General features: G+C 65.5%; 17 protein-coding genes and 3 pseudogenes. 7 read left to right on the plus strand and 13 right to left on the minus strand.

Going from position 1 to position 23,448, the window contains the following annotated elements:
* Positions 1 to 294: 294 nt before the first annotated feature.
* The 8 genes and pseudogenes from ASD28_RS32780 to ASD28_RS14375 form a co-directional block, all read right to left on the minus strand.
* Positions 295 to 903: an ATP-binding protein gene (locus ASD28_RS32780; protein WP_307168018.1), complete on the minus strand. Its 609-nt coding sequence runs from the start codon at positions 901 to 903 to the stop codon at positions 295 to 297.
* A gap of 17 nt (positions 904 to 920) precedes the next feature.
* Positions 921 to 2,245: pseudogene (locus tag ASD28_RS32785) on the minus strand (CHASE domain-containing protein); the annotation flags it as partial.
* A 1,028-nt stretch (positions 2,246 to 3,273) separates the two neighbouring features.
* A pseudogene (locus ASD28_RS33335) lies at positions 3,274 to 3,520 on the minus strand (glycine-rich domain-containing protein-like); the annotation flags it as partial.
* A gap of 576 nt (positions 3,521 to 4,096) precedes the next feature.
* Positions 4,097 to 5,953, minus strand: coding sequence for a CHASE domain-containing protein (locus ASD28_RS14360; RefSeq protein ID WP_056128961.1), 1,857 nt, complete (start codon positions 5,951 to 5,953; stop codon positions 4,097 to 4,099).
* Between the two features lie 213 nt (positions 5,954 to 6,166).
* Complete coding sequence (locus ASD28_RS32790) at positions 6,167 to 7,039, minus strand: glycine-rich domain-containing protein-like (RefSeq protein ID WP_162252939.1); 873 nt, start codon at positions 7,037 to 7,039, stop codon at positions 6,167 to 6,169.
* Positions 7,040 to 7,366: 327 nt separating this feature from the next.
* A complete protein-coding gene (locus ASD28_RS32795; protein WP_267873819.1) occupies positions 7,367 to 7,975 on the minus strand; it encodes an ATP-binding protein in 609 nt (202 codons plus the stop codon).
* A gap of 17 nt (positions 7,976 to 7,992) precedes the next feature.
* Positions 7,993 to 9,316: pseudogene (locus ASD28_RS32800) on the minus strand (CHASE domain-containing protein); the annotation flags it as partial.
* 175 nt (positions 9,317 to 9,491) lie between these two features.
* Positions 9,492 to 11,240: a glutamine--tRNA ligase/YqeY domain fusion protein gene (locus tag ASD28_RS14375; RefSeq protein WP_056128967.1), complete on the minus strand. Its 1,749-nt coding sequence runs from the start codon at positions 11,238 to 11,240 to the stop codon at positions 9,492 to 9,494.
* Between the two features lie 183 nt (positions 11,241 to 11,423).
* On the opposite strand from ASD28_RS14375, the gene ASD28_RS14380 reads away from it, so the two are divergent.
* The 5 genes from ASD28_RS14380 to ASD28_RS14400 all read left to right on the plus strand — a co-directional run bounded on the left by ASD28_RS14380 (position 11,424) and on the right by ASD28_RS14400 (position 14,430).
* Positions 11,424 to 11,714, plus strand: a complete 291-nt coding sequence (locus tag ASD28_RS14380) for a DnaJ domain-containing protein (protein ID WP_056128969.1) — start codon at positions 11,424 to 11,426, stop codon at positions 11,712 to 11,714.
* 28 nt (positions 11,715 to 11,742) lie between these two features.
* Positions 11,743 to 12,273 carry a hypothetical protein gene (locus tag ASD28_RS14385; RefSeq protein ID WP_056128972.1) on the plus strand — a complete coding sequence of 177 codons (531 nt, stop codon included), beginning with the start codon at positions 11,743 to 11,745 and terminating at the stop codon, positions 12,271 to 12,273.
* Complete coding sequence (locus ASD28_RS14390) at positions 12,270 to 13,052, plus strand: hypothetical protein (RefSeq protein WP_056128975.1); 783 nt, start codon at positions 12,270 to 12,272, stop codon at positions 13,050 to 13,052. Before ASD28_RS14385 ends, ASD28_RS14390 begins: the two co-directional genes overlap by 4 nt.
* Positions 13,053 to 13,069: 17 nt before the next feature.
* Positions 13,070 to 13,963: a hypothetical protein gene (locus tag ASD28_RS14395; RefSeq protein ID WP_056128978.1), complete on the plus strand. Its 894-nt coding sequence runs from the start codon at positions 13,070 to 13,072 to the stop codon at positions 13,961 to 13,963.
* A gap of 146 nt (positions 13,964 to 14,109) precedes the next feature.
* Positions 14,110 to 14,430, plus strand: coding sequence for a hypothetical protein (locus ASD28_RS14400; RefSeq protein WP_056128981.1), 321 nt, complete (start codon positions 14,110 to 14,112; stop codon positions 14,428 to 14,430).
* Between the two features lie 7 nt (positions 14,431 to 14,437).
* Here the strand turns inward: ASD28_RS14400 and ASD28_RS14405 are convergent, their stop codons facing one another.
* The 3 genes from ASD28_RS14405 to ASD28_RS14415 are packed head-to-tail and all read right to left on the minus strand — an operon-like array spanning position 14,438 to position 19,838.
* Complete coding sequence (locus ASD28_RS14405; RefSeq protein WP_056128983.1) at positions 14,438 to 15,706, minus strand: CaiB/BaiF CoA-transferase family protein; 1,269 nt, start codon at positions 15,704 to 15,706, stop codon at positions 14,438 to 14,440.
* A 35-nt stretch (positions 15,707 to 15,741) separates the two neighbouring features.
* Positions 15,742 to 17,523 (minus strand): cation:proton antiporter, encoded by a 1,782-nt coding sequence (locus ASD28_RS14410; RefSeq protein ID WP_056128987.1) that lies wholly within the window; start codon positions 17,521 to 17,523, stop codon positions 15,742 to 15,744.
* Between the two features lie 53 nt (positions 17,524 to 17,576).
* Entirely contained in the window at positions 17,577 to 19,838 is a 2,262-nt protein-coding gene (locus ASD28_RS14415) for a family 1 glycosylhydrolase (RefSeq protein ID WP_056128990.1), read from the minus strand.
* A 300-nt stretch (positions 19,839 to 20,138) separates the two neighbouring features.
* Between ASD28_RS14415 and trpS the strand changes: the two genes are divergently transcribed.
* Both trpS and ASD28_RS14425 read left to right on the plus strand, forming a co-directional pair.
* Positions 20,139 to 21,161, plus strand: a complete 1,023-nt coding sequence (trpS, locus tag ASD28_RS14420) for a tryptophan--tRNA ligase (protein WP_036238519.1) — start codon at positions 20,139 to 20,141, stop codon at positions 21,159 to 21,161.
* 125 nt (positions 21,162 to 21,286) lie between these two features.
* Entirely contained in the window at positions 21,287 to 22,336 is a 1,050-nt protein-coding gene (locus tag ASD28_RS14425; RefSeq protein ID WP_056128993.1) for a zinc ribbon domain-containing protein, read from the plus strand.
* A 3-nt stretch (positions 22,337 to 22,339) separates the two neighbouring features.
* Here the strand turns inward: ASD28_RS14425 and ASD28_RS14430 are convergent, their stop codons facing one another.
* Together ASD28_RS14430 and ASD28_RS14435 are read right to left on the minus strand one after the other, a co-directional pair.
* Complete coding sequence (locus ASD28_RS14430) at positions 22,340 to 22,798, minus strand: DUF3597 domain-containing protein (protein WP_056128996.1); 459 nt, start codon at positions 22,796 to 22,798, stop codon at positions 22,340 to 22,342.
* A 31-nt stretch (positions 22,799 to 22,829) separates the two neighbouring features.
* Positions 22,830 to 23,348 (minus strand): hypothetical protein, encoded by a 519-nt coding sequence (locus ASD28_RS14435; RefSeq protein ID WP_229412274.1) that lies wholly within the window; start codon positions 23,346 to 23,348, stop codon positions 22,830 to 22,832.
* Positions 23,349 to 23,448: the final 100 nt, after the last annotated feature.

Raw genomic sequence — 23,448 nt, forward strand, 5'->3', positions numbered from 1 at the left:
GGTATTCCTTTTCCACGGCGTCGGCCTTCTCCTGGCTCCAGCCTTCGCCCGATGCCGCATGCATCAGCTTCATCTTGATCGGTTCCAGGTCGAGTTGCACTACGGCGTCGAACAGGTCGTTGGTGTTCATGGTCATCCTTGTCAAGGGTTCAGGAATGGTCGGGCGTGTGTTGCACGTCCTCAATGTAGTTGAGGTAATTCACCCAGATTTTGATATTTGTCAAACAAATAATATGAGTTGTTTGAACGGCTATGCAGAAGCTCGATAGTGGAGTAGGGCGAGCCGGTGAAATGTCAGATGACGGCCGAACCCGCGCCCTGCTCCTGTTCCTGGGAGAGAACGGGTTCCGGGCCGCCGATGACAGGCGCCGAGACCGTGACGGTCGTGCCGCCGCCCGGTTCGCTGAAGACGGTGCAGGTGCCGCCGAGGATCACGATGCGCTCCTCGATGCCGACCAGGCCGAATGACCCGTACTTGCTGCGCCCGCCGGGCGGCAGCCCGCAGCCGTTGTCGGTCACCGTCAGCGACAGCCAGTCGCCGTTCAGGCGCAGCTCCACTTTCACCCGCGTCGCGTTGGCATGGCGGACGATGTTCGTGAGCGATTCCTGCAGGATACGGAAAAAGGCCGTGGCGCAATGGTCGGGCAGGGCGATCTCGCCGTGGTCGTCCTGGATGTCGCACTGGATGCCGGTGCGGCGCTGGAACTGGTTGACTTGCCATTCGACGGCCGCGGACAGGCCCAGGTCGAGCACGGTCGGACGCAGGTCATTGATGATCTGGCGCACGCTCCTGATGGTCGTATCGATCTGCTGCAGCGTGTAACGGGCGCGCGTGTTCAGGTGGTTGTGCGTGCCCTGCGTGCGTCCCGCCAGCAGTTCGGCTTCGATGCGCAGGGCGAGCAGGCTCTGGCCGAGGTCGNCGGGCGCGCGTGTTCAGGTGGTTGTGCGTGCCCTGCGTGCGTCCCGCCAGCAGTTCGGCTTCGATGCGCAGGGCGAGCAGGCTCTGGCCGAGGTCGTCGTGGATCTCGCGCGCGATGCGCTTGCGCTCCATTTCCTTGATCTGGTACGCATGGTCGGCGAGACGCCTGAGCTTCTGGTGCGACAACTGCAGCCTGGCCTGGCTTTCGCGCAGCTCGCTCGTCATCTCCCGCGCCAGCTCGAGGGCGGCGCGGCGCGACGACGTGAGCGTGTGCAGCAGGGCATAGAGCAGGATTGAGCCGAGGAAGCCGAAGGCCATCATGAGCTTCGGATAATAGGTGTCGAATTCCGTGTACAGCGCGGCCCTGGGGGCGCTGAACGTCGTTTTCCACGGACGCCCGTTGAAATCGAGCGGCAGGCTGGTCGTGAAGACGTCATCGCCGACGTCGAGCGCCGGCGTCGGCTCGGCGCGCGTGCCGCGGCTGTCGAACAACGCGAGCGGCTTCGATACCGTGGGTTGGCCGCGGGCGTCGATGCCGGGTCCGACGTCGTACAGCGTCATGCGCAGGTTCGCGACTGGAACTTCGTCCATGACGCCATTCAGCAGCTTGGGGATACTGAACGCGATGCCGAGCGAACCCGTGTAGGCCTCGCGGCGCTGGTCGACCGTGCGCAGCGGCAGGCCCTTGCGGTAGACCGGCATACGCATTCCCACATAGATATTGTTCGGACGCGACAACAGCGGGATCGGCGTACCGGTCGAAAAAATCATGCCGCTATCGCGCTCTTGCAGCAGCAAGTTCCCGAAATAGCGGTTGGCTTTCAGGTCGATCGCATAGTAGTGGGCGCCCGGCGGCGCAGGTTCGACGAAGGCGACGACCAGGTACGACGGCCGGATGCCGGGCGGCATGATGTCCAGGTCGACCGGCTTGCCAAAGATGTGCGACACGTCTGTGCGCAGTGCGGCAACGAATGCGTCGCGCCGCTCATGCGGCACCTGGACCGCGTAATTGATGTAGTCGACCGCCGGGAAGCTCCGGGCCAGGTCCAGTCCGGTCACGAATTCATGGAAGCCCTGGTGTGTCAGGACGTCGGAACTCTGGATCATGCTGCCCGTGGCGCGCAACAGGTCCGTATACGATTTCACGCGGACCGTGATGACGCTTTGCGCATGCCTGGCATGGCTGATGAAACGGGCTTCGGCGTCGCTTTCGATGGAGCGTGCCGTGAACAGATACAGCAACGCGCCGACGAGCGAAGACAGCAATGCTCCGGCCCAGAACGAGAACCGGGTTACGGAAAATGTGTCTTTCAGCGTCGTCGCCATCAAATACGCTTCCTAAAGAATGTGTTCCAGCACGGCTGGATATGCAATGTTAATTTGTTGCAAAACTTGTGTCGAGTGGCGCGCAAACTCCTTTGCACAGCAAAAAGCCCGCTCCGGAAACCGGAGCGGGCAGGCATGTTGCAGGAATTGAAAGGTGGCGTGTGGCGGGCCCCCGCCGATCACTGGCGTTCAGGCGGTGGCCGCTTCACTGCGACCGGGCTGCGTCTCGACCCGCGGGCTGGCGCAGTAGGCCGTGCCGATCCGGGGGCTGGCGCAATACGCGGTCGCCGCCACCCTGCCTTCGCGTGCTTCCTTGCGCGGGCTGGCGCAATACGCGGTCGCCGCCACCCTGCCTTCGCGTGCTTCCTTGCGCGGGCTGGCGCAGTAGGCGGTGTCGATCCGGGGGCTGGCGCAATACGCGGTCGCCGCCACCSYGCCTTCGCGTGCTTCCTTGCGCGGGCTGGCACAGTAGGCCGTGTCGATCCGGGGGCTGGCGCAATACGCGGTCGCCGCCACCGCGCCTTCGCGTGCTTCCTTGCGGGGGCTGGCGCAGTAGGCCGTGTCGATCCGCGGGCTGGCGCAATACGCGGTCGCCGCCACCGCGCCTTCACGTGCTTCCTTGCGCGGGCTGGCGCAGTAGGCCGTGCCGATCCGCGGGCTGGCGCAATACGCGGTCGCCGCCACCGCGCCTTCGCGTGCTTCCTTGCGGGGGCTGGCGCAGTAGGCGGCTTCGATGCGCGGGCTCGCGCAGTAGGCGCTGGCGCCGTCCGCGGCCTGGGCGACGGCGCCCGGGTAGGTGTCGCCGAACGTGGCTTCGTACAGCTCTTTCATGCGGTCGCCGCTGGCGAGGCGGAACTGCTCGTCATCGCCGCCGCCCATGCCGACGTACGGATAGTGGTGCAGGAAATAGCCGAAGGCCTGCTCGCAGTCGGCGGCATATTTCATCGTGTCGAGGATGTGGTAGTGCCAGAACGTGTCGACGTCGACCAGCGGCGCCGTGTCCTCCTCCGGATACATTTTCATCAGGNTAGTGGTGCAGGAAATAGCCGAAGGCCTGCTCGCAGTCGGCGGCATATTTCATCGTGTCGAGGATGTGGTAGTGCCAGAACGTGTCGACGTCGACCAGCGGCGCCGTGTCCTCGTCCGGATACATTTTCATCAGGCACAGGAAGCGGCGGTATTCCTTTTCCACGGCGTCGGCCTTCTCCTGGCTCCAGCCTTCGCCCGATGCCGCATGCATCAGCTTCATCTTGATCGGTTCCAGGTCGAGTTGCANATAGTGGTGCAGGAAATAGCCGAAGGCCTGCTCGCAGTCGGCGGCATATTTCATCGTGTCGAGGATGTGGTAGTGCCAGAACGTGTCGACGTCGACCAGCGGCGCCGTGTCCTCGTCCGGATACATTTTCATCAGGCACAGGAAGCGGCGGTATTCCTTTTCCACGGCGTCGGCCTTCTCCTGGCTCCAGCCTTCGCCCGATGCCGCATGCATCAGCTTCATCTTGATCGGTTCCAGGTCGAGTTGCATCACGGTGTTAAACAGGTCGTTGGTGTTCATGGTCATCCTCGTAGTAGTTAGTGAAGTACTGCTATCCCTAGTTATGGTTTTATGCGGTGAATTTGCTGCTTTCGAACAACATTTCCATGAGGCATGTGATGACGTCAGGCAATTCTTTGTCAGATTTGGGGACGTGTCTTACACGTGCTCAATGTAGTTGAGGCAATTCACCGTGTTATTGATATTTGTCAAAGAAACAACATTTGTTGCTTAGTTGGATACACCAAAGCCTTTGGATAGGGTAGGCGTATCCAGAGAGAATAACTGAGGGAAAGGAAGCAGAGGAAGGGGCGAAGTCAGATGACGGACGAGCCGGAGCCGTGCTCGATCGGCGCGGGCAGCGGGCGGTCCGGGCTGCCGATGACGGGCGCCGACACCATGACGGTGGTGCCGCCGTCCGGCTCGCTGAAGACGGCGCAGGTGCCGCCGAGGATCACGATGCGTTCCTCGATGCCGACCAGGCCGAACGAGCCGTACTTGTTGCGCCCGCCGGGCGGCAGGCCGCAGCCGTTGTCGCGTACCGTCAGCGACAGCCAGCCGCCGTTCAGGCGCAGCTCCACCTTCACGCGCGTCGCGTTGGCGTGGCGGACGATGTTCGTGAGCGATTCCTGCAAGATGCGGAAGAAGGCCGTGGCGCAGTGGTCGGGCAGGGCGATCTCGCCGTGGTCGTCCTGGACTTCGCAGTGGATGCCGGTGCGCCGCTGGAACTGGTTGACCTGCCACTCGACGGCCGCCGACAGGCCCAGGTCGAGCACGGTCGGGCGCAGGTCGTTGATGATCTGGCGCACGCTCTTGATCGTCGTGTCGATCTGCATCAGCGTGGCGCGGGCGCGCTTGTGCAGGTGGCTGTGCGTGCCCTTCGTGCGGCCGGCCAGCAGCTCGGCTTCGATGCGCAGGGCGAGCAGGCTCTGGCCGAGGTCGTCATGGATCTCGCGCGCGATGCGCTTGCGTTCCAGTTCCTTGATCTGGTACGCATGGTCGGCCAGGCGCCTGAGTTTCTGGTGCGACAGCTGCAGCTTGGTCTGGCTTTCGCGCAGTTCGCTCGTCATTTCCCGCGCGAGCGCGAGGGCGGCGCGGCGCGACGACGTGAGCGTGTGCACCAGGGCATAGAGCAGGATCGAGCCGAGGAAGCCGAAGGCCATCATGAGCTTCGGATAATAGGTGTCGAATTCGGTGTACAGGGCGGCCTTGGGCGCGCTGTAGGTCGTCTTCCAGGTGCGGCCGTTGAAATCCAGCGGCAGCGTCGTGCTGAACATGCGCTTGTCGCCGTCCGCGAGCGGCGGCATCGGGTTCTTGCTGGTACCGTGGCTGTCGAATAGCGTGCGCGGCGTCCCCGCGGTTTCATGGCCATGGACGTCCAGGCCGGGGCCGATGTCGAACAGCGTCATGCGCAGCCCCTTGATCGGTATCTCGTCCATGACACCGTACAGGAGTTTCGGCACGCTGAACGCAATGCCCAATGACCCGACATAGGCGGCGCGGCGTGCCGCCACGGTGTCCGGCATGGTGCCGAAATAATAGATCGGCATGCGCATGCCCAGATGGGTATCGTTGGGGCCGGACAAGGCAAGAATGGGCGTGCCAGAGGCGTAGACCGTGCCGTTGTCGCGCGACTCGGCCAATTGCTTGCTGAAATAACGGTTGGCCATCAGGTCGATGCCGTAATGACCCGGGCCCGACTGGTCAGGCTCGATATAACTGATGATCAGATAGGCGTCGCGCTGCCCCGGCGGCACGATGTCCAGTGGCGCCGCGGCATGGATGTGCCGTCCCATTTCCTCGCGCAGGTCGCTGAGGAAGGGCTGGCGCCTGTCGTCCGTGACATACAGCGCAAAATTGATCGAATCGACCGCGGGGAAGTTGTTGGCGAGGTCCAGCCCGAGCACGTATTCGTGAAGTTTGCGGTGGCTCAGGATGTCGGTGCTATGGATCAGGCTTCCGGTCGCGCGCAGCAGGTCGGTATATGACTTGATGCGCACGTTGATGACGCTTTGCGCATATTTGGCATGGTTGATGAACCGTTCCTGGGCATTCGTTTCGATCGACCGCTGGGTCATCACATACAGGGCGCTGCCGACGAGCGTCGACACCAGTGCGCCGGTCCAGAACGAGAACCGGTTAACGGAAAATGCGTCCCTCAGAACGGCCTGCATAATCTTCCCAGAGGCGTGCGGCCGAATCGCGTTCGGCGACACAAAGTTTGTAATTTGCAACTTACTCGTCTCGAATGCGGCGCGACACCTAGTCATTCGAAGAGTTGCTCACTGGCAGAATTATCTCAAAAGAAAAAGGCCCGCGCCTGTTCCGGAGCGGGCAATGCGTATGCGCGGGGAGTGCGTACGAGGAACACGCTCCCCGGCGGTACTTCACACGTTCAGCGGCGACGTCGCAGTGGCCGGTTTCCAGGGCCCGGCGCAGTACGCGGTGGCGGCACTGGTCCCGGTCCGTGCGCCCTCCTGTTTCCACGGGCCCGCGCAGTAGGCGGTCGTGGCCTGGGCGGCGCCGTGGGCATGCGGCTTGTCCCACGGACCCGCGCAGTACGCCGTGTTGGCGTGCTTGTCCCATGGGCCGGCGCAGTAGGCCGTACCGGCGCCGGCGGCGGCGCGGGCACGGGGCTTGTCCCACGGTCCGGCGCAGTAGGCGGTCTTGCCGCGGGCCGCGGCCTGCGCGCCCTGCTTGTCCCACGGACCGGCGCAGTAGGCGGTCTCGCCGCGGGCCGCGGCCTGCGCGCCCTGTTTGTCCCACGGACCGGCGCAGTAGGCGGTTTCGCCGCGGGCGACGGACTGCGCGCCCTGCTTGTCCCACGGACCGGCGCAATAGGCCGTGCCGGACGCTTCCATCGGCGTCGCGTCCGCCGCCGGATAGGCTTCGCCGAACGTCGCTTCGTACAGGCTCTGCATGCGCTCGCCGCTGTCGATGCGGAACTGCTCGTCGTCGCCGCCGCGCATGCCGACGTACGGGTAATGGTGGACGAAGTAGCCGAACGCCTGCTCGCAGTCGGCCGCGTACTTCATCGTGTCGAGGATGTGGTAGTGCCAGAACGTGTCCACGTCGACCAGGGGCGCGATGGACTCGTCGGGATACATCTTCATCAGGCACAGGAAGCGCCGGTATTCCTTTTCCACGGCATTGGCCTTGTCCAGGCTCCAGCCTTCGCCCGACTCCACGTGCATCAACTTCATCTTGATCGGTTCCAGGTCGAGTTGCATTACGGCGTTAAACAGGTCGTTGGCGTTCATGTTGGTCATCCCCATTGGTTGTTGAAGATTGCGTTGTGACTGCTTCCCTAGTTGTGGTTGTGTCGGCTTGTCGGGCCAGCGCTGGACAGTAATTCCTCAAGGTTCGTGATGACATCTGCCAACAAATGGGTCGATTCGTTGGCGCGCCTTACACGTAATCAATGTAATTCACGCAATCTGATGAGATATTGATATTTGTCAAAGAAACAACATTTGTTGTTGAAACGGATATGCAATTTCTTTTTTACGAAGTTGCGATACTTGCGGGGAATAGGCGTGACGATGCGTCGCCCGGCCGGGCGGCGCTGGTCGTTGCGAAGGGCGTGTCTAGACGACGGCCGAACCCGGTCCGTGTTCCTGCTGCAGGGGAACGGCGGGCTCGGGCCCGCCGATGACGGGCGCCGACACGATCACGGTCGTGCCGCCGCCCGGTTCGCTGAAGACGGCGCAGGTGCCGCCGAGGATCGCGATGCGCTCCTCGATGCCCACCAGGCCGAACGACTCGTACTTGTTGCGCCCGCCGGGCGGCAGGCCGCAGCCGTTGTCGCGTATCGTCAGCGACAGCCAGCCGCCGTTCAGGCGCAGCTCCACCTTCACATGGGTCGCGTTGGCATGGCGGACGATGTTCGTGAGCGATTCCTGCAGGATGCGGAAGAAGGCCGTGGCGCAATGGTCGGGCAGGGCGATCTCGCCGTGGTCGTCGCGGATCTCGCACTGGATGCCCGTGCGCTTCTGGAACTGGTCCACCTGCCATTCGACGGCCGCGGAAAGGCCCAGGTCGAGCACGGTCGGACGCAGGTCGTTGATGATCTGGCGCACGCTCCTGATCGTCGTGTCGATCTGCTGCAGCGTGGAACGGGCGCGCGTGTTCAGGTGGTTGTGCGTGCCCTGCGTGCGTCCCGCCAGCAGTTCGGCTTCGATGCGCAGGGCGAGCAGGCTCTGGCCGAGGTCGNAACGGGCGCGCGTGTTCAGGTGGTTGTGCGTGCCCTGCGTGCGTCCCGCCAGCAGTTCGGCTTCGATGCGCAGGGCGAGCAGGCTCTGGCCGAGGTCGTCATGGATCTCGCGTGCGATGCGCTTGCGCTCCAGTTCCTTGATCTGGTACGCATGGTCGGCGAGACGCCTGAGCTTCTGGTGCGACAACTGCAGCCTGGTCTGGCTTTCGCGCAGCTCGCTTGTCATCTCCTGCGCCAGTTCGAGGGCGGCGCGGCGCGACGAGGTCAGGATGTGCAGCAGCGCGTACAGCAGGACGGAGCCGATGAAGCCGAACGCCATCATGAGCTTCGGATAATAGACGTCGAATTGCGTGCGCAGGCGGGCTTTCGGCACGCTGTACGTGGTTTGCCACGGACGCCCGTTGAAATCGAGCGGCAGCGTGGCCGTGAACACCTCATCGCCGCCGTCGAGCGGCGGCGTGGGGTTGGCGGCCGTGCCATGGCTGTCGAACAGCACCTTGGGCCAGGTTGTCGTATCGTGCCCGATCACCTCGCGCGGGCCGACGTCGAACAGCGTCATGCGCACGCCCGGAATCGGCATCTCGTCCATCACCCCGTGCAGCAGCTTGGGCAGGCTGAACGCGATCCCGAGCGAGCCGAGATAGGCCGCGCGCCGTTGTTCCGCGCCGGTCAGCAGCGGTCCGTGCCGGTACACCGGCAGGCGCATGCCGAGGTGGTTGTCGTTGGGCACCGACAGGGCCGCGATCGGCCGGCCGGACGCGCGCAACCTGCCGTCGTCGCGCGACTGCGCGAGCTGCGTGCGGAAATACGGATTGCTCATCAGGTCGAGGCCATACAGCCGCGTGTTCGTGGCGTCCGGCTCGATGTAGGTGACGACGAGGTAGGCGGGACGGCGGCCGGAGGGCGTGACGACCGGACGCGCGCCCGGGCCGAGGAAGGCCTGCAGTTCACGCGCGAATTCCGCCTCGAAATGCGAACGCTCGTCTTCGCGCACCCAGGTGGCGAAGTTCAGGGTGTCGACGGCCGGGTAATTCCTGGCCAGGTGCAGCCCCTGCACGTAGTCGTGGAACTGGCGGTGGCTGATCGTATCGCCGCTCTGCAGCAGGCTGGCCGCGCCGCGCAGCAGGTCCGTGTACGACTTGATGCGCATGTTGATGACGGCCTGCGCGTATTTCGCCTGGCGGGAGAAGCGTTCCTGCACGTCGCTCTCGATGGAGCGCGTCGTGACCACGTACAGCACGCTGCCGACCAGCGTCGACAGCATGACACCGGTCCAGAACGAGAACCGCGTAACGGAGAATGCGTCTCTCAGCGTGATCGACATGAGGCACCGCGACGGCAAGGAATTGTTGACTTAATTCAACTTACGCGTCTCGGGTGCATGATGAACCTAGCAGATCGGGGAGTTGCCGATCCAGCACGGCGCTGGGCTCCCAATGAAGCAAAGAAAAAGCCCGATTCGTCGCCGAACCGGGCTTTTGCGCCAGATCAAATGAGAGTTACTTGCCCCAGCTGTCCTTGAGCGTCGTCACGCGGTTGAACACGGGTTTGCCCGGGACGGAATCCACGCGGTCGGCGACGAAATAGCCGTGGCGCTCGAACTGGAAGCGCTGGTCGGCCTCGGCCCTGGCCAGGCCCGGCTCCAGGTACGCGGTGACGGTTTCCAGCGCGTTCGGATTGAGCACGCTCATGAAGTCCTTGCCGCCGCCGTCCGGTTGCGGATCGAGGAACAGGCGGTCGTACAGGCGCACTTCCGCTTCCAGCGCGTGCTGCGCGCTGACCCACGTGATATTGCCCTTGACCTTGTAGTTGTCCGCGCCCGGCGTGCCCGATTTCGAGTCCGGGAAATAGTTCACGTGCACGGCGACGACGTTGCCGTTCTCGTCCTTGTCGAACCCGGTGCACTCGGTCACGAAGCCATATTTCAGGCGCACGCGCGAGCCCGGCTTGTCGTCGATCGGCGGGTAGAAGCGGTGGTAGCCCTTGGACGGCACTTCCATGAAGTCTTCCTGCTCGATCCACAGCTCGCGCGAGAACGGGAACGAACGGGTGCCCCATTCCGGATGGTGCGGGTGGACGGGCGCGCTGCACTCGACCGTTTCGCCTTCCGGGAAGTTGTCGACGATGAGCTTGAGCGGACGCAGCACGGCCACGGCGCGCGGCGCCTTCGGGTCGAGGTCGTCGCGCAGGGCGCCTTCCAGCGTGCTCATGTCGATCCAGCCGTCGGCCTTGGAGACGCCGATGCGCTCGCAGAACAGCTGGATCGATTCCGGCGTGTAGCCGCGGCGGCGCAGGCCCACGATCGTGGGCATGCGCGGATCGTCCCAGCCGTTCACGACACCTTCGGTCACGAGCTGGCGCAGCTTGCGCTTCGACGTGACGACATAGGTCAGGTTCAGGCGCGCGAACTCGTACTGGCGCGGCACCGGACGATCGAAGAAGCCGCCGGCCGCCAGCGTCTCGACGAGCCAGTCGTAGAACGGGCGGTGGTCCTGGAATTCCAGCGTGCACAGCGAATGCGTGATATTTTCCAGCGCGTCCGAGATCGGATGCGTGAAGTCGTACATCGGGTAGATGCACCACTTGTCGCCCGTGCGGTGGTGATGCGCATGGCGGATGCGGTACAGGGCCGGGTCGCGGTTCGTCATGATGGGCGACGCCATCGCGTCCTCGCTCATCCTGGCGCGCAGCACGTGTTCGCCGTCCTTGTACTTGCCGGCCTTCATGTCGCGGAAGATCTGCAGCGATTCCTCGACCGGACGGTCGCGGAACGGCGAGTTCGTGCCCGGCGTGCCGAAGTTGCCGCGGTTGCGCGACATGTCTTCGGCGCTCTGGCTGTCGACGTAAGCCTTGCCGTTCTGGATCAGGTATTCGGCCATCGCGTACAGCTGGTCGAAGTAGTCGCTGGCGTAGTGCAGATATTCCTGCCCGCCTTGCTCCCACGTGAAGCCCAGCCACTTGACGCTGTCCATGATCGTGTCGACGTATTCCTGGTCTTCCTTTTCCGGGTTCGTATCGTCGAAACGGAGGTGGCAGCGGCCCTGGTAGTCGCGTGCCAGTCCGAAGTTCAGGCAGATGGATTTGGCGTGGCCCACGTGCAGGTAGCCGTTCGGCTCCGGCGGGAAGCGTGTGATCACGGACGGCATGCCGGCACGCGTGTGGGTGCCCGCGGCGAGGTCGGATTCGACGATCGCGCGGACAAAATTCGGCGACGGGGTGGCCGCCGCAGCGTTCTTGTCGTTACTCATGAAACCTATTGGAGATGGGTATGATTCCCGGCATTTTACCGTAGAAGACGCCATGCGGGCCGCTATGTGGTCAAGCGCACGGTCCACGCGCGGGGCAGTCCGCATACTGCGCCTGTCAAGTTGGCGCTTTCTATAGGATAATCTCGGTTTAATGTTTTTTCGGCCATAGCCGGAGAGTTCCAAGTGGAAAATTTATACGCGATCCTCGGCGTCGCGCCGAATGCCAGCGACGACGACATCAAGAAGGTCTACCGTTCGCTCGCCATGCGCTACCACCCGGACCGCAACCAGGCGCCGGGCGCGGAAGCGCGCTTCAAGGCCGTCACGAAGGCGTACGAAGTCCTGTCCGACCCCGTCAAGCGCGCGGAATACGACCAGAGCGTGAACCACCGCATCGTGCTCGACGCGGAAGCCGAGGCGTTCGAATTGTGGCGCTCGGTTTTTGCACTGAGCGGTGTGAACCTCCCTGCCTGAATACGTTCCAACAGAATACGAGTCAATCATGAAAAAAGTACATCCGGAGTTCGCCTTCCAGTCGCGCGAGCTGGAAGGCCAGATCGAAGGCACCCTGGGTGACCCGCCCAACCGCAAGAACTACGACCTGATGGTGCAGGCCCTCGTGTCCGAATACGCCAACGGCGACGGCCTCGACGACGTCAACATGATGGCGTTCGCGCTCGTCGACCGCATCCGCTTCACGGACCCGAAAGGCCTCATCCGCGAAGCCTATGATTACGAAAGCGACGACCCGTCCCGGGTCTTCGCCATGGCAAATTGCGATGGTAACGGCGGCGACGGCGACGACGAGGGCCGCGCGATGTACGCCGCCATCTGCGACAACCATCCGGACCTGGCGCGCCAGGCCATCGTGACGGCGTTCCTGTACAAGAACCAGGCCCGCTGGGAAGACGACGACCAGTCGCTCGACCAGCTCGCGAAAGACGACGAAGGCGACGACGAGGAGCTCGACGAGACGGCAGCGGGCGACGACTTCACCCAGATGTTCGACCAGGACGGAGGTGAGCGCGAATGAGCGACGACAAAAAATCCAACCTGCCGGCCCTGAGCAAGCAGGTCGGCGAGCTCGTGCTGGCCGGTTCGCTGCAGCACGCCGAGGAGGCGCTGTCGCAGGCCGCCGACGAGCATGGCGACTACGCCGTGGCCGAAGTGCTGGCGACGTTGCCCCCGCAGGTGACGGCGCTGCACCTGGCCGGCTTCGACGGCGCCAAGACGTCGGTCGCGACCCTGCTGGTGCCGCCGAAGGCCTGGGCCGAAAGCCTCGCCTACCTCGCCGCCACGTGGCCGGACGACATGATCGAGGACGACCCCGAGCGCATCGCGGAAAACCTGTTCAACCACATCCACGGCATCGTCTACGCGACGGATGACGACGAGCGCCGCCGCGAGCTGCTGACGGAAGCGACGGCCACCGACTACGGCGCGACGGCGTTCGCCATCGTGTGGTCGCTGGCGCCGCGCGAGATCCTCGAAGTGGCCGGCGAGATCAACCACCGCGGCCCCCACATCAACGTGCACACGACGTCCGACAGCGACATCGTGCCGCTCGCCGTCGACCTGGCCAAGGCCAGCGAGGACGGCTGGCAGCGCTCGCTGCTGGAACTGTTCCCGGAATACCGCAACACGGCCGACCTCGCGGACGTCGAGTTGCCGGACGATCCGGACGAAGAGACGGAATTCCAGCAGCGCGGCACGCGCGAACTGCTGTACCGCCTGCGCAAGCAGGTGCCGTCCGTCCGCAGCCTGCAGCGCCGCAGCGGCCGCCGCAGCATGGGCACGGACATCTTCTCGTGACGGGGGCGAGCGCATCGATGCTGCCGGCAATCGTCATCGAAAAACTGCCCCGGCTGATCCGCGCGATCCGGCTGATCCCGGGGAACGCCAGCGCCGACGAGGCGGCCGGCCTCGCCGACGAGCTGGCCGGCATCACGGCGATGGTGGCCGAGAAGTTCACCAACGACCGCACGGCCGAAGGCATCCAGCGCGCGCAGCTCCTGAGCGTCGGCTGCGTGTCTTTGGGGCTGGAGCACCTCGTCAAGGAAGAGATGGAAATGCGGGACGGCGCACAGGGCGACCTGGACGCGCTCGACGTGCTGCTGGGCGAGGGCGCGGAATTCGTGTTCCAGCAGGGCTTCCGCCTGATCCGCGACCTGGCGGCGCTGCCGGAAGACACGCTGCTCGGCGAATTCGACAGCGACCCCGTGTACTCGGCGCGGCGGCTGAAGGAGCTGTTCGTCGACATCTGCACGGCCGACCCGGGCGAGACGTGGTCCGGCTACGAACGCTACCTGGGCCAGCTGAAACAGCGCCAGGACGTGCAGGCCATCGTGCGCGCCGCGCAATGGCTGCGCCGGCACCACTGGGAAGGCCCCGTCAAGGATCCGGACCTGAACGCGGAAGGCGTGATCGCGCTCGCGATCATCTTCGGCATCGAGGGCGGCGGGCGCATCGTCGCGCGCACGGGGCAGAAGGAATTCGAGCGCTTCGTGCAGACGGTCCGCAAGGCGAAGCCGGACTTCGATGCGGGCTGGGCGGCGCTGCTGGAACAGATCCCGGCACCGCACCAGGCCATCATCGCCGACCGCATCCAGAGCTACCGCAACAGCATCCTCCTGCAGAACATCGCGGGCAAGGTGCCGCTGAAGGAGCTGTTCGTGGAGCTCGAGAACTACGCCGGCTCGGAGATCGACGCCGAATACCCGTAATCGTCAAATCCAGCAGTTCAAGGGGGCGGCGCCCAGCCCGTCGATACGGTTCGTGCGCCCCCCGATTCCCATCAGGACTACCATGACGCTCCAGCCCCGCATCCCGTGCGGATGCGGTATCGAGCCATCAATGCAAGGAGTACGTCATGTTGCAAGCAAACGAAATCCAGCAGCGATTCACTCATATTCAGCAAACCATTCAAGAAGCCCAGCAGGCCTGTCAGCAGGATGCGCCCAACGAGATCCGCGACTGCATCGAAAAACTGTCGCGCGAAGCCAGGCAGGCGCAGAGCGTGATGCAGTCGAACGACCAGCAGCGCATCCAGCAATGCGTGGACAGCCTGGAAGACATGGGCGACGAAGCCAAGCGCATCAGCCGCTCGCTGCCGACGATGCCCGCCCACCTCGAAGCCGCGGTCACCCGCGTGCATGCCGAACTGTCGGACCTGAAGCACAAGCTGCACTGACCACGCCTCACACGACGCCGCCCTCGCGCAGGGCGGCGATCTCCGCGTCGGTCTTGCCCAGCACGTCGCGCAACACTTCATCCGTGTGCTCGCCCAGCAGCGGCGGCGCCTTGTCGCTCGTGGCCGGCGTGGCCGACATGCGCATCGGGCTGCGCACCAGTTTCACCTGCCCGGCGGTCGGATGCGGCAGGGCGATCTCCATGCCGCGTGCGCGCACCTGCTCGTTGGCGAACACCTCGTCCAGGTCATTGATCGGGCCGCACGGCACGCCCACCGCTTCCAGCAGCGCGATCCATTCCGCGCGCGGCCGTTCGCGCACCATGTCCGCCAGCAGCGGCACGAGTACATCGCGGTTCTGCACGCGGGCAGGGTTGGTGGCGAAACGCGGGTCGCGCGCCAGTTCCGGACGGCCGCCCGCTTCCACGAACTTCTGGTACTGGCCGTCGTTGCCGGCGGCGACGATGATGTGGCCGTCGCTGCACGCGAACGTCTGGTACGGCACGATGTTGGCGTGCGCATTGCCCCAGCGTGTCGGCCGCTTGCCGCTGTTGAGGTAATTGCTGCCGACGTTCGCCAGCATCGCGACCTGCGTGTCCAGCAGCGCCATGTCGATGTGCTGGCCTTCGCCGGTACGGTCGCGGTGGGTCAGCGCGGCGAGCACGGCGACGGTCGCGTACATGCCCGTCATCAGGTCCGTCAAGGCGACGCCGACTTTCTGCGGGCCGCCCCCCGGCAGGTCGTCGCGTTCGCCCGTTACCGACATCAGCCCGCCCATGCCCTGGATCAGGAAGTCGTAGCCGGCGCGGTGCGCGTACGGTCCGTCCTGGCCGAAGCCCGTGATCGAGCAGTACACGAGGTCCGGCCTGACGGCCTTCAGCGAGTCGTAATCGAGGCCGTAGCGCTTGAGGTGGCCGACCTTGAAGTTCTCGATCACGACGTCGCAATGGCGCACCAGTTCGCGCAGCAGCGCCTGGCCCGGTTCGCTCGCGATGTCGACCGTCAGCGAGCGCTTGCCGCGGTTCGCCGCCAGGTAGTAGGCGGCTTCCGTGGTCGGCCGGCCTGCGGCGTCCGGCGCGTACGGCGGCCCCCAGGCGCGGGTGTCGTCGCCGGCGCCGGGGCGCTCGATCTTGATGATGTCGGCGCCGAGGTCGGCGAGGTTCTGCGAGCACCACGGCCCGGCCAGCACGCGCGACAGGTCGAGCACGCGGATGTGGCCCAGCGCGCCCTGCAGGCGATTGTCCGGACCGTTGTGCGGTCCGTTCGGATGAAATGCCATCTGGTCTCCGATTGATGAGTTGTTCTCGGCGCGGATTATACGTCGCGTTCGTCGCGCTCCCGCGAGCGCGCGTCGTCCAGCGCGGCGGCGAACGCATCGCGCTCGCGGTCGACGATGTCGTCGACCATGCGCTCGTCCAGTCCCATCCCTTCGAGCACGAAGGCCGACAGCTGCAGGCTCGCCTCCAGCGTTTCGGGCACGACGACGTTGGCGCCGGCCCGCTTGAGGGCGCGTGCGTGTTTTTCGTCGCGCGAGCGCGCGTACAACTGCACGTCGGGGAACTCGCGCCGGATGCCGCGCACGGCCTGCAGCGCGGAGGCTGGATGATCCATCGTCAGCACGATTGCCGGCGCCTCGTCCGCATGCACGCGGCGCAGCAGTTCCGGGCGCGCCGCGTTGCCGAAGAAGACCGGCGCGCCGTCCGCGTGCAGCTGCGAGACGAGCTTCGCATCGTTCTCGAACGCGACGTACGGGATGCCCTGGGCCGTGAGCAGCTTGGCCAGCTGCTGCCCGACGCGGCCGAAGCCGGCGATGATCACGCGGCCGCGCGCCGCCTCGAGTTCGTTGTCGGCGAGATGCGCGGCCGCACCCTGCGGTTCCGCCGCCGAGCGCTCGCCGATCGCATGGCCGATGCGCGCCAGCAGCGGCGTGATGAACAGCGACAGGCCGACGGCCAGCATCACGCGCGCGCCGAGGGCGCCGTCCAGCAGCTTCGACGCGGTGGCGTAGCCGATCACGATGAACGCGAATTCGCCGCCCTGGCCCAGCAGCAGGGCGCCTTCGAGCGCGCGGCCCCACGGCAGGCCGCCGAGGCGCAGCAGCGGCGCGACGACGAGGCCCTTGAGCAGGACGAGGCCCAGCACGGCGCACGCGAGCCACAGCGGCGCGTGCAGGACCTGCAGCGCGTCCATGCCCATGCCGACCGTCATGAAGAACAGCCCCATGAGCAGGCCCTTGAACGGCTCGACCATCAGCTCGACCTCGTGCTTGAATTCGGTCTCGGCCAGCAGCAAGCCGGCAATCAGCGCGCCCAGCGCCATCGACAGGCCGGCCAGGTGCGACAGCGCGGCGATGCCGAACGTCGACAGCAGGATCAGGGCCATGAACACGTCCGGCTGGCGATGGCGGGCGAACGCGCGGAACAGCGGGTGCACGACCTTGCCGCCGACGAGGTAGATGAGGGCGATGGCTACCGCCGCCTTGGCCATCGCGAGCAGGGCGATCAGCGCCACGTTCGAACCGCCCCCGTCGTTGTTGCCGAGCGCCCCGATCAGGATCAGGATCGGTACGACAGCGAGATCCTGCAGCATCAGCACGGCGAACGCGGCCTGGCCGAGGGGACTCGCGGTGCGCTGGCTCTCGGCCAGCAACTGCATCACGACGGCCGTCGACGACAGCGACAGCACGAGGCCCAGCACGAGCGCGGCATCCAGCCGCTGGTCGAGCAGAAGATAGGCCGCACCGCCGATCAAGGCGGCGCACAGCACGACCTGCGCGCTGCCGGTCCCGAACACCCAGCGCCGCATCGCCCACAGGCGCGCGGCCGAGAGCTCCAGGCCGATCATGAACATGAGGAACAGCACGCCCAGCTCGGCCAGCATGGCGACGTTGTCGTTGTTGGGGAACGTGAACAGGCCGAGCGGCGCGAAATCCTGCGCCATGCGCCCGAGCCCGAACGGGCCGAGCAGGGCGCCGACGGCGAGGAAGCCCAGCACCTGGTTGATGCGCAGGCGCTGCAGCAGCGGGATCAGGATGCCGGCAAGGGCGAGGAACAGCAGGATTTCGCGCAGGAAGGGGAAGGCGTGTTGCTCTTGCACGGGGTAGAACCTTTATCGGATGGTTACCCCGGCAATTTTAACGCGCCACGCCTTCAGGCCTGCCGACTCTCTGCCATCAGGATCACTTCTTCCATCTCCTGGTCGATCTCGTTGCGCAACTCGAGATAGCGGCCCAGCGCATGGTCCAGCGACGGCAGCAGGATCCCGCGCTCGCTGTGCAGTCCCGTGTAGCGCGGCCGCGGCGCCGCGAAGCCATACGACTCGGCCGCTACGGCTTCCAGCCGGCTGGCGTCGACGCCCGCGCGCGCCGCCGCCTGCTCGGCCAGCTCGACCCACGTCAGCGTGCCGACGTTGGCCAGGTGCCAGACGCCGGACTCGCCGTCGATCGCGAGGTCGAGGCAGGCGTGCACGAGGTCCGGCACATAGGTCGGCGAGACGGCCATGTCGCGCGCGGCGCGGAACGGTTCGCCCCGCTCCAGCGTCTGCAGCGCCAGCGTGACGAAGTTGTACTTGTCCCACGGGCCGAAGAACGCGCTCGTGCGCACGACGAGGGCGCCCGGGTGCTTGTCCTGCACGCGCAGCTCGGCCTCGGCCTTGCTGCGGCCGTAGACGTTCAGGGGCGCGACCGCATCGCTTTCGACGTACGGCCGGTCGAGCGCGCCGTCGAACACGAGGTCGCTGGAGAACGTCGTCAGGTGCACGCCGTGGCGGGCGCACGCGGCGGCCAGGATCGCGGGGCCGATCGCGTTCTCGCGGAAGCAGCGCTCGGCGTCGCGCTCGGCATCGTCCACGCGCACGTAGCCCGCCGTGTTGACGACCGCCCAGGGACGGTATTTGTCGAGCGCGCGGTCGACGGAGGCCGGGTCCGTGATGTCCATGTCCTGGCGCGACAGCAGGCGGTACGCGAGGTTGCGCTTGCGGCAGATACGGGCGAATGCGCGGCCCAGGGTGCCTGTCGCACCCGTGATGAGGATCGGTGCCGCATCCTTGCCGACGAGCGTGTGGCCGTCGGCCGTGATCGACGTCAGCGCATCGGGCGTCGCGACGGGCGTGCACAGCCAGCGGCCCGGCCGGCGCCACCAGCCCTGGCCGCGCAGCACCGGGTGCGACAGCGGGGCGCCGGCCGACAGTTCCCGCATCATGCGCGCGACGGCCGTCGGACGCGGTTCCGGCGTGCGCACGTCGAACGGGCCCGGTTCGTAATAACCGTTGTTGCAGGTGACGAGGCTGTTCCAGTCGAACGAGCCCAGCAGCGACCAGACGGTGACGGCGCGCAGGTCGACGCCGTTCGCGCGCACTTCCTTGCCCGCTTCCCAGATCTCCAGCAGCCAGCGCAACTGGTCTTCGCGGTTGGCGTCGATGTGCGCCTCGGTGACGGCGAGCGGGATGTGGTACCGGTCCCAGATCTCGTGCAGCAGCGGGGCGATGCCGGCCGTGGGCGTCGCGAGCGCGCGCGAGGCCTCGATGTCGGCGCACGGGATGCCGTCGGCCACGCCGCGGTGGTGCGCCGGATAGCGGTCCGGACGGTGGTCGAGCCAGCGCTCGCTCGTGACGTAGTAATTGACGCCGATGACGTCCGGCGGGCACGGATTGTCGCGGAACCACAGGAATTCCTCGGCCGGGATGCCGGTCTTCGTCAGGTACGACCACAGCGCGTGCTCGGGACCGACCATGCCGCACAGCAGGTCCCACGCGAGCCAGCGGCGCTCGTTATAAAACTCGGCCACGGTGGCCATCTCGGGCGTGCTGTAGGTCTTGCCGAGGTCGTCCGTCTGCACCAGTTTCGCGTCCGGATTCACGGCGCGGATCGCGCGCATGGCCAGCACCACGGCGCGGCACTGGTTCAGCAGGGCTTGCACGAACGTGCGGTCGTCGCGGCCGTGGGGATACCACACGCCGTACAGGCCGGCGAAGCGGGCCGTCGTGCACGGTTCGTTGACGGGGGTGTAGTACTCGATCCACGGATAGCGCACGGCCACGGCGCCGGCATATTCCGCCAGCTGCTCGGCGAATGCGGGGTCGACCAGGCTCGTGTGGCGCGGGCCGCTGCCGTGGTGGATCAGGCCCGCGATGGGCGTGACGCCGTGGGCGCGGAGGGCGTTGAGGCGTTCGTCGGGCCAGGACCAGTCGGCGGCGTGGACGCCGTCCGGCGCCGTGCGTTCCCACAGCACGGGGTAGCGGATGGCGCGGATGCCGAGGGAAGCGAAACGGGCGATGTCGTCGGCCCGGGAGGCGTGGCCGTTACGGTCGAGTTGGTGGAAGTAGTCGTCGCGGACGCGGTTGACGGTGCATTCGAGGCCGCCCCACAGTTCGAGAGGGCGGGCGTGGCTGTTCGTGCTCTTCGTGGAATTCATAAATCACCAATGTGTTAGTTTTATTGCAACAAAAAATCCAGCATGGCCCCGAACTGGCAAAAAAGTCGGGGAAGCGTTTTGGCTTTCGAGCGGCGGCGGTTGACAGCGGCGCGTCAACCTGCAACCATGCCATCCATGAATTTTTCGTATCCACATCCTGTTCTCACCTGGTGGCGCCGCTGATTGCGCGCGGCCAGTGAATTGGATAGGTATTCCGAAACGCCGCCTCGATTCCAAGGTGGCGTTTTTGTTGGCGCAGCAGGGTCGAGGCAGGGCGGTCAATCACCCAAGGAAAACTCGATGAGTCTGCAAACCCCTACCGCTACCACGCCCATCATCCTCACCGGCGACCGTCCCACCGGGCCGCTGCACCTCGGCCACTTCGTCGGCAGCCTGCGCAATCGCGTCACTTACCAGGACCAATATCGCCAGTTCATCATGCTCGCGGACGCCCAGGCGCTCACGGACAATATGGATGATATCGGTAAGGTACACCGGAACGTGATCGAGGTGGCGCTCGATTACCTTGCCGTAGGGATCGACCCCGCCAAATCGACCATCCTGATCCAGTCGCAGATCCCGGAACTGGCCGAGCTGACCTTTTATTACCTGAACCTGGTGACCGTCGCGCGCCTCGAGCGCAACCCGACCGTCAAGCAGGAAATCATCCTGCGCGGCTTCGAGCGCGACATCCCGGCCGGCTTCCTCACGTATCCGGCGAGCCAGGCCGCCGACATCAGCGCGTTCAAGGCGACCATCGTGCCGGTCGGCGAAGACCAGATCCCGATGATCGAGCAGTGCAACGAGATCGTGCGCAAGTTCAACCGCAACGCCGGCCGCGACATCCTCGTCGAGTGCAAGGCGATCGTGCCCGAAGTCGGCCGCCTGCCGGGCATCGACGGCAAGGCCAAGATGAGCAAGTCCCTCGGCAACACCATCAACCTGGGCGCGTCCGCCGACGAGATCCGCGCGGCCGTCAAGATGGTCTACACCGACCCGCTGCACCTGAAGGTGTCCGACCCGGGCCACCTGGAAGGCAATGTCGCGTTCCTGTACCTGGACGCGTTCGATACCGACAAGGAAGGCCTGGCCGAGATGAAGGCGCATTACGTGCGCGGCGGCCTGGGCGATTCCGTCGTCAAGAAGCGCCTGGAAGGCATCCTGCAGGACATGCTGGCGCCGATCCGCGCCCGCCGCGAGGAACTGGCCAAGGACAAGGGCCAGGTCATGCAAATCCTCAAGGAAGGCACGATGAAGGCGCGCGAGGTGGCGGCGCGCACGACGGACGAGGTGCGCAAGGCCCTCGGGTTGTCCTATTTCTAAACCGGATCGGGTAGCGATCCACGCGACGTGAGGTAGCGCAAGGTGATCGCCTTGCGCTTTCTTGTGGTCCGCTCCGTGTATTGATGGCAAGCTGCGGCTTTCGCCATCGATGGAGGAGCCGCACCATGAGCAAAGGATTGCGTTGGACCGAACAATGGATGCGCCGGGCGCTGTGGCTCGTCGCCTTCGTCTTCGCCGGATTCCTGATCGGGCTCGGCAACCAGGTCGTCGACAACGTGATGTACCTGGAGCCCGTGCCCCCAGCCGAACAATTTCTCGATCCCGCCAAGGCGGGCCCGCTGCGGGCCGCGTCCGAGCAGGCGCAGCACACGCGCGAAGCGGCGGACGCGGCGCTGGAGCAGGCCCAGCAGAAACACCGCGTGGCGCAGGCCAACACGACAAGCGCGCGCGACGCCTTCGAGAACTGGATCGCGACGCGCCACGTGACAGCGCGCCCTGACCAGGACACGGAACTGATCGCGCGCAACCGCGAGCTGGATAAACTCGTGGCAGCGGAACGCGCCGCGCTCGCCGCGGTCGAAGCCCAGGAGCAGGTCGAACTCGACGCCAAACAGGCCCAGCAGAAGGCCGCCGCGGCCTACGAGGCGCTGCTGGAACCGGCACGCGAGGCCGCGAACGAGGCCGCGGCCAGGGCCGCGCGCAAGGTCTTCCTGATCCGCCTCGGCGTGACCCTGCCGCTGCTGCTGGTGGCGGGGGCGCTGTTCAAGTACAAGCGCAACGGCACGTACTGGCCGTTCACGTGGGGCTTCATTTTCTTCGCGTTGTTCGCGTTCTTCGTCGAGCTGGTGCCTTACTTGCCCAGCTACGGCGGCTATGTGCGCTACGGCGTGGGCATCGTGGTGACGGTCGTCGTGGGCCGCTACGCGATCCGCTGGCTGCACGCGTGGCTGGAACGCCAGCGGGCCGCGGAGGCCATGCCCGACGCCGAACGCCGTACGACGATGCGCTACGACGTGGCAATGGAACGCATCGCCAAGAACGTCTGCCCGTCGTGCGAGCGCGCGACGAATTTCAAGGACGAACACCTGGCCCATTGTCCGCACTGCGGCATCGGCCTGTTCGACCGCTGCCCGGCGTGCACCACGCGGAAGAACGCGTTCACGCGCTACTGCTTTTCGTGCGGCACGCCGGCCAACGTCAGTCTTGCGGACTGATCATTAGTCCTTCAGGTCGGCCGGCACCTTGCCGCCGTTTGCCGCCAGCTTGTTCATGACCTGGCGGTGCAGCCAGATGTTCATGCTGGCCGAGTCGCTGGTGTCGCCGGAATAGTTCAGCTCGGCGGCCAGTTCCTTGCGTGACTGCAGGCTGGAATCGAGGCCCAGCAGCTTCAGCAGGTCGACGATCGACGTGCGCCAGTTCAGCTGTTGGCCGGATTGCTGCTGCATGTTGTTCAGCACGGCTTCCACGTCGACCTGCTGCATCGGTGCGGCCGCCGGCGCGCTTGCCGCGGGCGCGGCCTGCGGTTGTTGCGCGGGCTGCTGTGCCGGTGGCTGCGCGGGTTGCTGGGTCGGCTGCGGCGCGCGTTGCTGGGCGCCCGGGGCCGCCTGGCTGCTGTTCTGCGCGGCGGGATGCGAACCCGGGAAGATTTTATGGAAGATATTGCTCAGGATACCCATGTCGACTCCTTCTCGATGTTGGTGGATGCGCTCAATGACGTTGCATGCCCTGGGCCATGTGGCCGAGCGCGATCGCCAGCGCGGCGCCGCCGATGGCCTTGACCAGGGTCGGGTGTTCGGCATAGAAGTCGCCCATGCGTTCGACGATGCCGGGATTCTGCTGCTCGGCCTTGGCGGCCAGTTCCTGCACCTGTTCCGGCGACACCTGGCTCGCCTGTTCCGGCGACACGCGGGCCTGGTCGGCGCCGAGCAGGTTGCCGAGCGAGCCGCCCGCGACGGACGCGAGCACGGAAGGGCCGATATTGGCCAGCAGCTGGTTCAGCATGCCTGCGCGCTGGTCGGGATTGCTGTTGCCAAACAGCTGGCCGACCATCTGTGAAAACGGCGGTGTCTGGTCCGAGCGCAGCGCCTGCGTCACGCCCTGCGCGACGGTGGCGCGCGGCACGTTCTGCGCCACGTGGTCGAAATCGTTCTCGGCCTGCGCCGGGTTGGCGTTCGGGTTGGCACCGCCCAGGTATTGTTGCAACAGGTTGCCCAAATCAAAGCTCATGATGTTCTCCGCGTTGAAACCTCGAACCGCAAGGGTAGGCGTTCGCGGGGCATCCCTCCGTACGCTCGCTAACGGACGGACGGCATCTATAATCCGCATT

The organism is Massilia sp. Root133 (genome assembly GCF_001426525.1).
GTDB lineage: Bacteria > Pseudomonadota > Gammaproteobacteria > Burkholderiales > Burkholderiaceae_D > Telluria > Telluria orientalis.

Excerpts from the sequence above, each read along its gene's own strand:
- ASD28_RS14415 (WP_056128990.1), bottom strand. The coding sequence starts at position 19,838 with ATGAATTCCACGAAGAGCACGAACAGCCACGCCCGCCCTCTCGAACTG.
- ASD28_RS14385 (WP_056128972.1), top strand. The coding sequence starts at position 11,743 with ATGAAAAAAGTACATCCGGAGTTCGCCTTCCAGTCGCGCGAGCTGGAA.
- trpS (WP_036238519.1), top strand. The coding sequence starts at position 20,139 with ATGAGTCTGCAAACCCCTACCGCTACCACGCCCATCATCCTCACCGGC.
- ASD28_RS32790 (WP_162252939.1), bottom strand. The coding sequence starts at position 7,039 with ATGAACGCCAACGACCTGTTTAACGCCGTAATGCAACTCGACCTGGAA.
- ASD28_RS14360 (WP_056128961.1), bottom strand. The coding sequence starts at position 5,953 with ATGCAGGCCGTTCTGAGGGACGCATTTTCCGTTAACCGGTTCTCGTTC.
- ASD28_RS14400 (WP_056128981.1), top strand. The coding sequence starts at position 14,110 with ATGTTGCAAGCAAACGAAATCCAGCAGCGATTCACTCATATTCAGCAA.
- ASD28_RS14405 (WP_056128983.1), bottom strand. The coding sequence starts at position 15,706 with ATGGCATTTCATCCGAACGGACCGCACAACGGTCCGGACAATCGCCTG.
- ASD28_RS14430 (WP_056128996.1), bottom strand. The coding sequence starts at position 22,798 with ATGGGTATCCTGAGCAATATCTTCCATAAAATCTTCCCGGGTTCGCAT.
- ASD28_RS14390 (WP_056128975.1), top strand. The coding sequence starts at position 12,270 with ATGAGCGACGACAAAAAATCCAACCTGCCGGCCCTGAGCAAGCAGGTC.
- ASD28_RS14375 (WP_056128967.1), bottom strand. The coding sequence starts at position 11,240 with ATGAGTAACGACAAGAACGCTGCGGCGGCCACCCCGTCGCCGAATTTT.
- ASD28_RS14435 (WP_229412274.1), bottom strand. The coding sequence starts at position 23,348 with ATGAGCTTTGATTTGGGCAACCTGTTGCAACAATACCTGGGCGGTGCC.
- ASD28_RS14425 (WP_056128993.1), top strand. The coding sequence starts at position 21,287 with ATGAGCAAAGGATTGCGTTGGACCGAACAATGGATGCGCCGGGCGCTG.
- ASD28_RS14395 (WP_056128978.1), top strand. The coding sequence starts at position 13,070 with ATGCTGCCGGCAATCGTCATCGAAAAACTGCCCCGGCTGATCCGCGCG.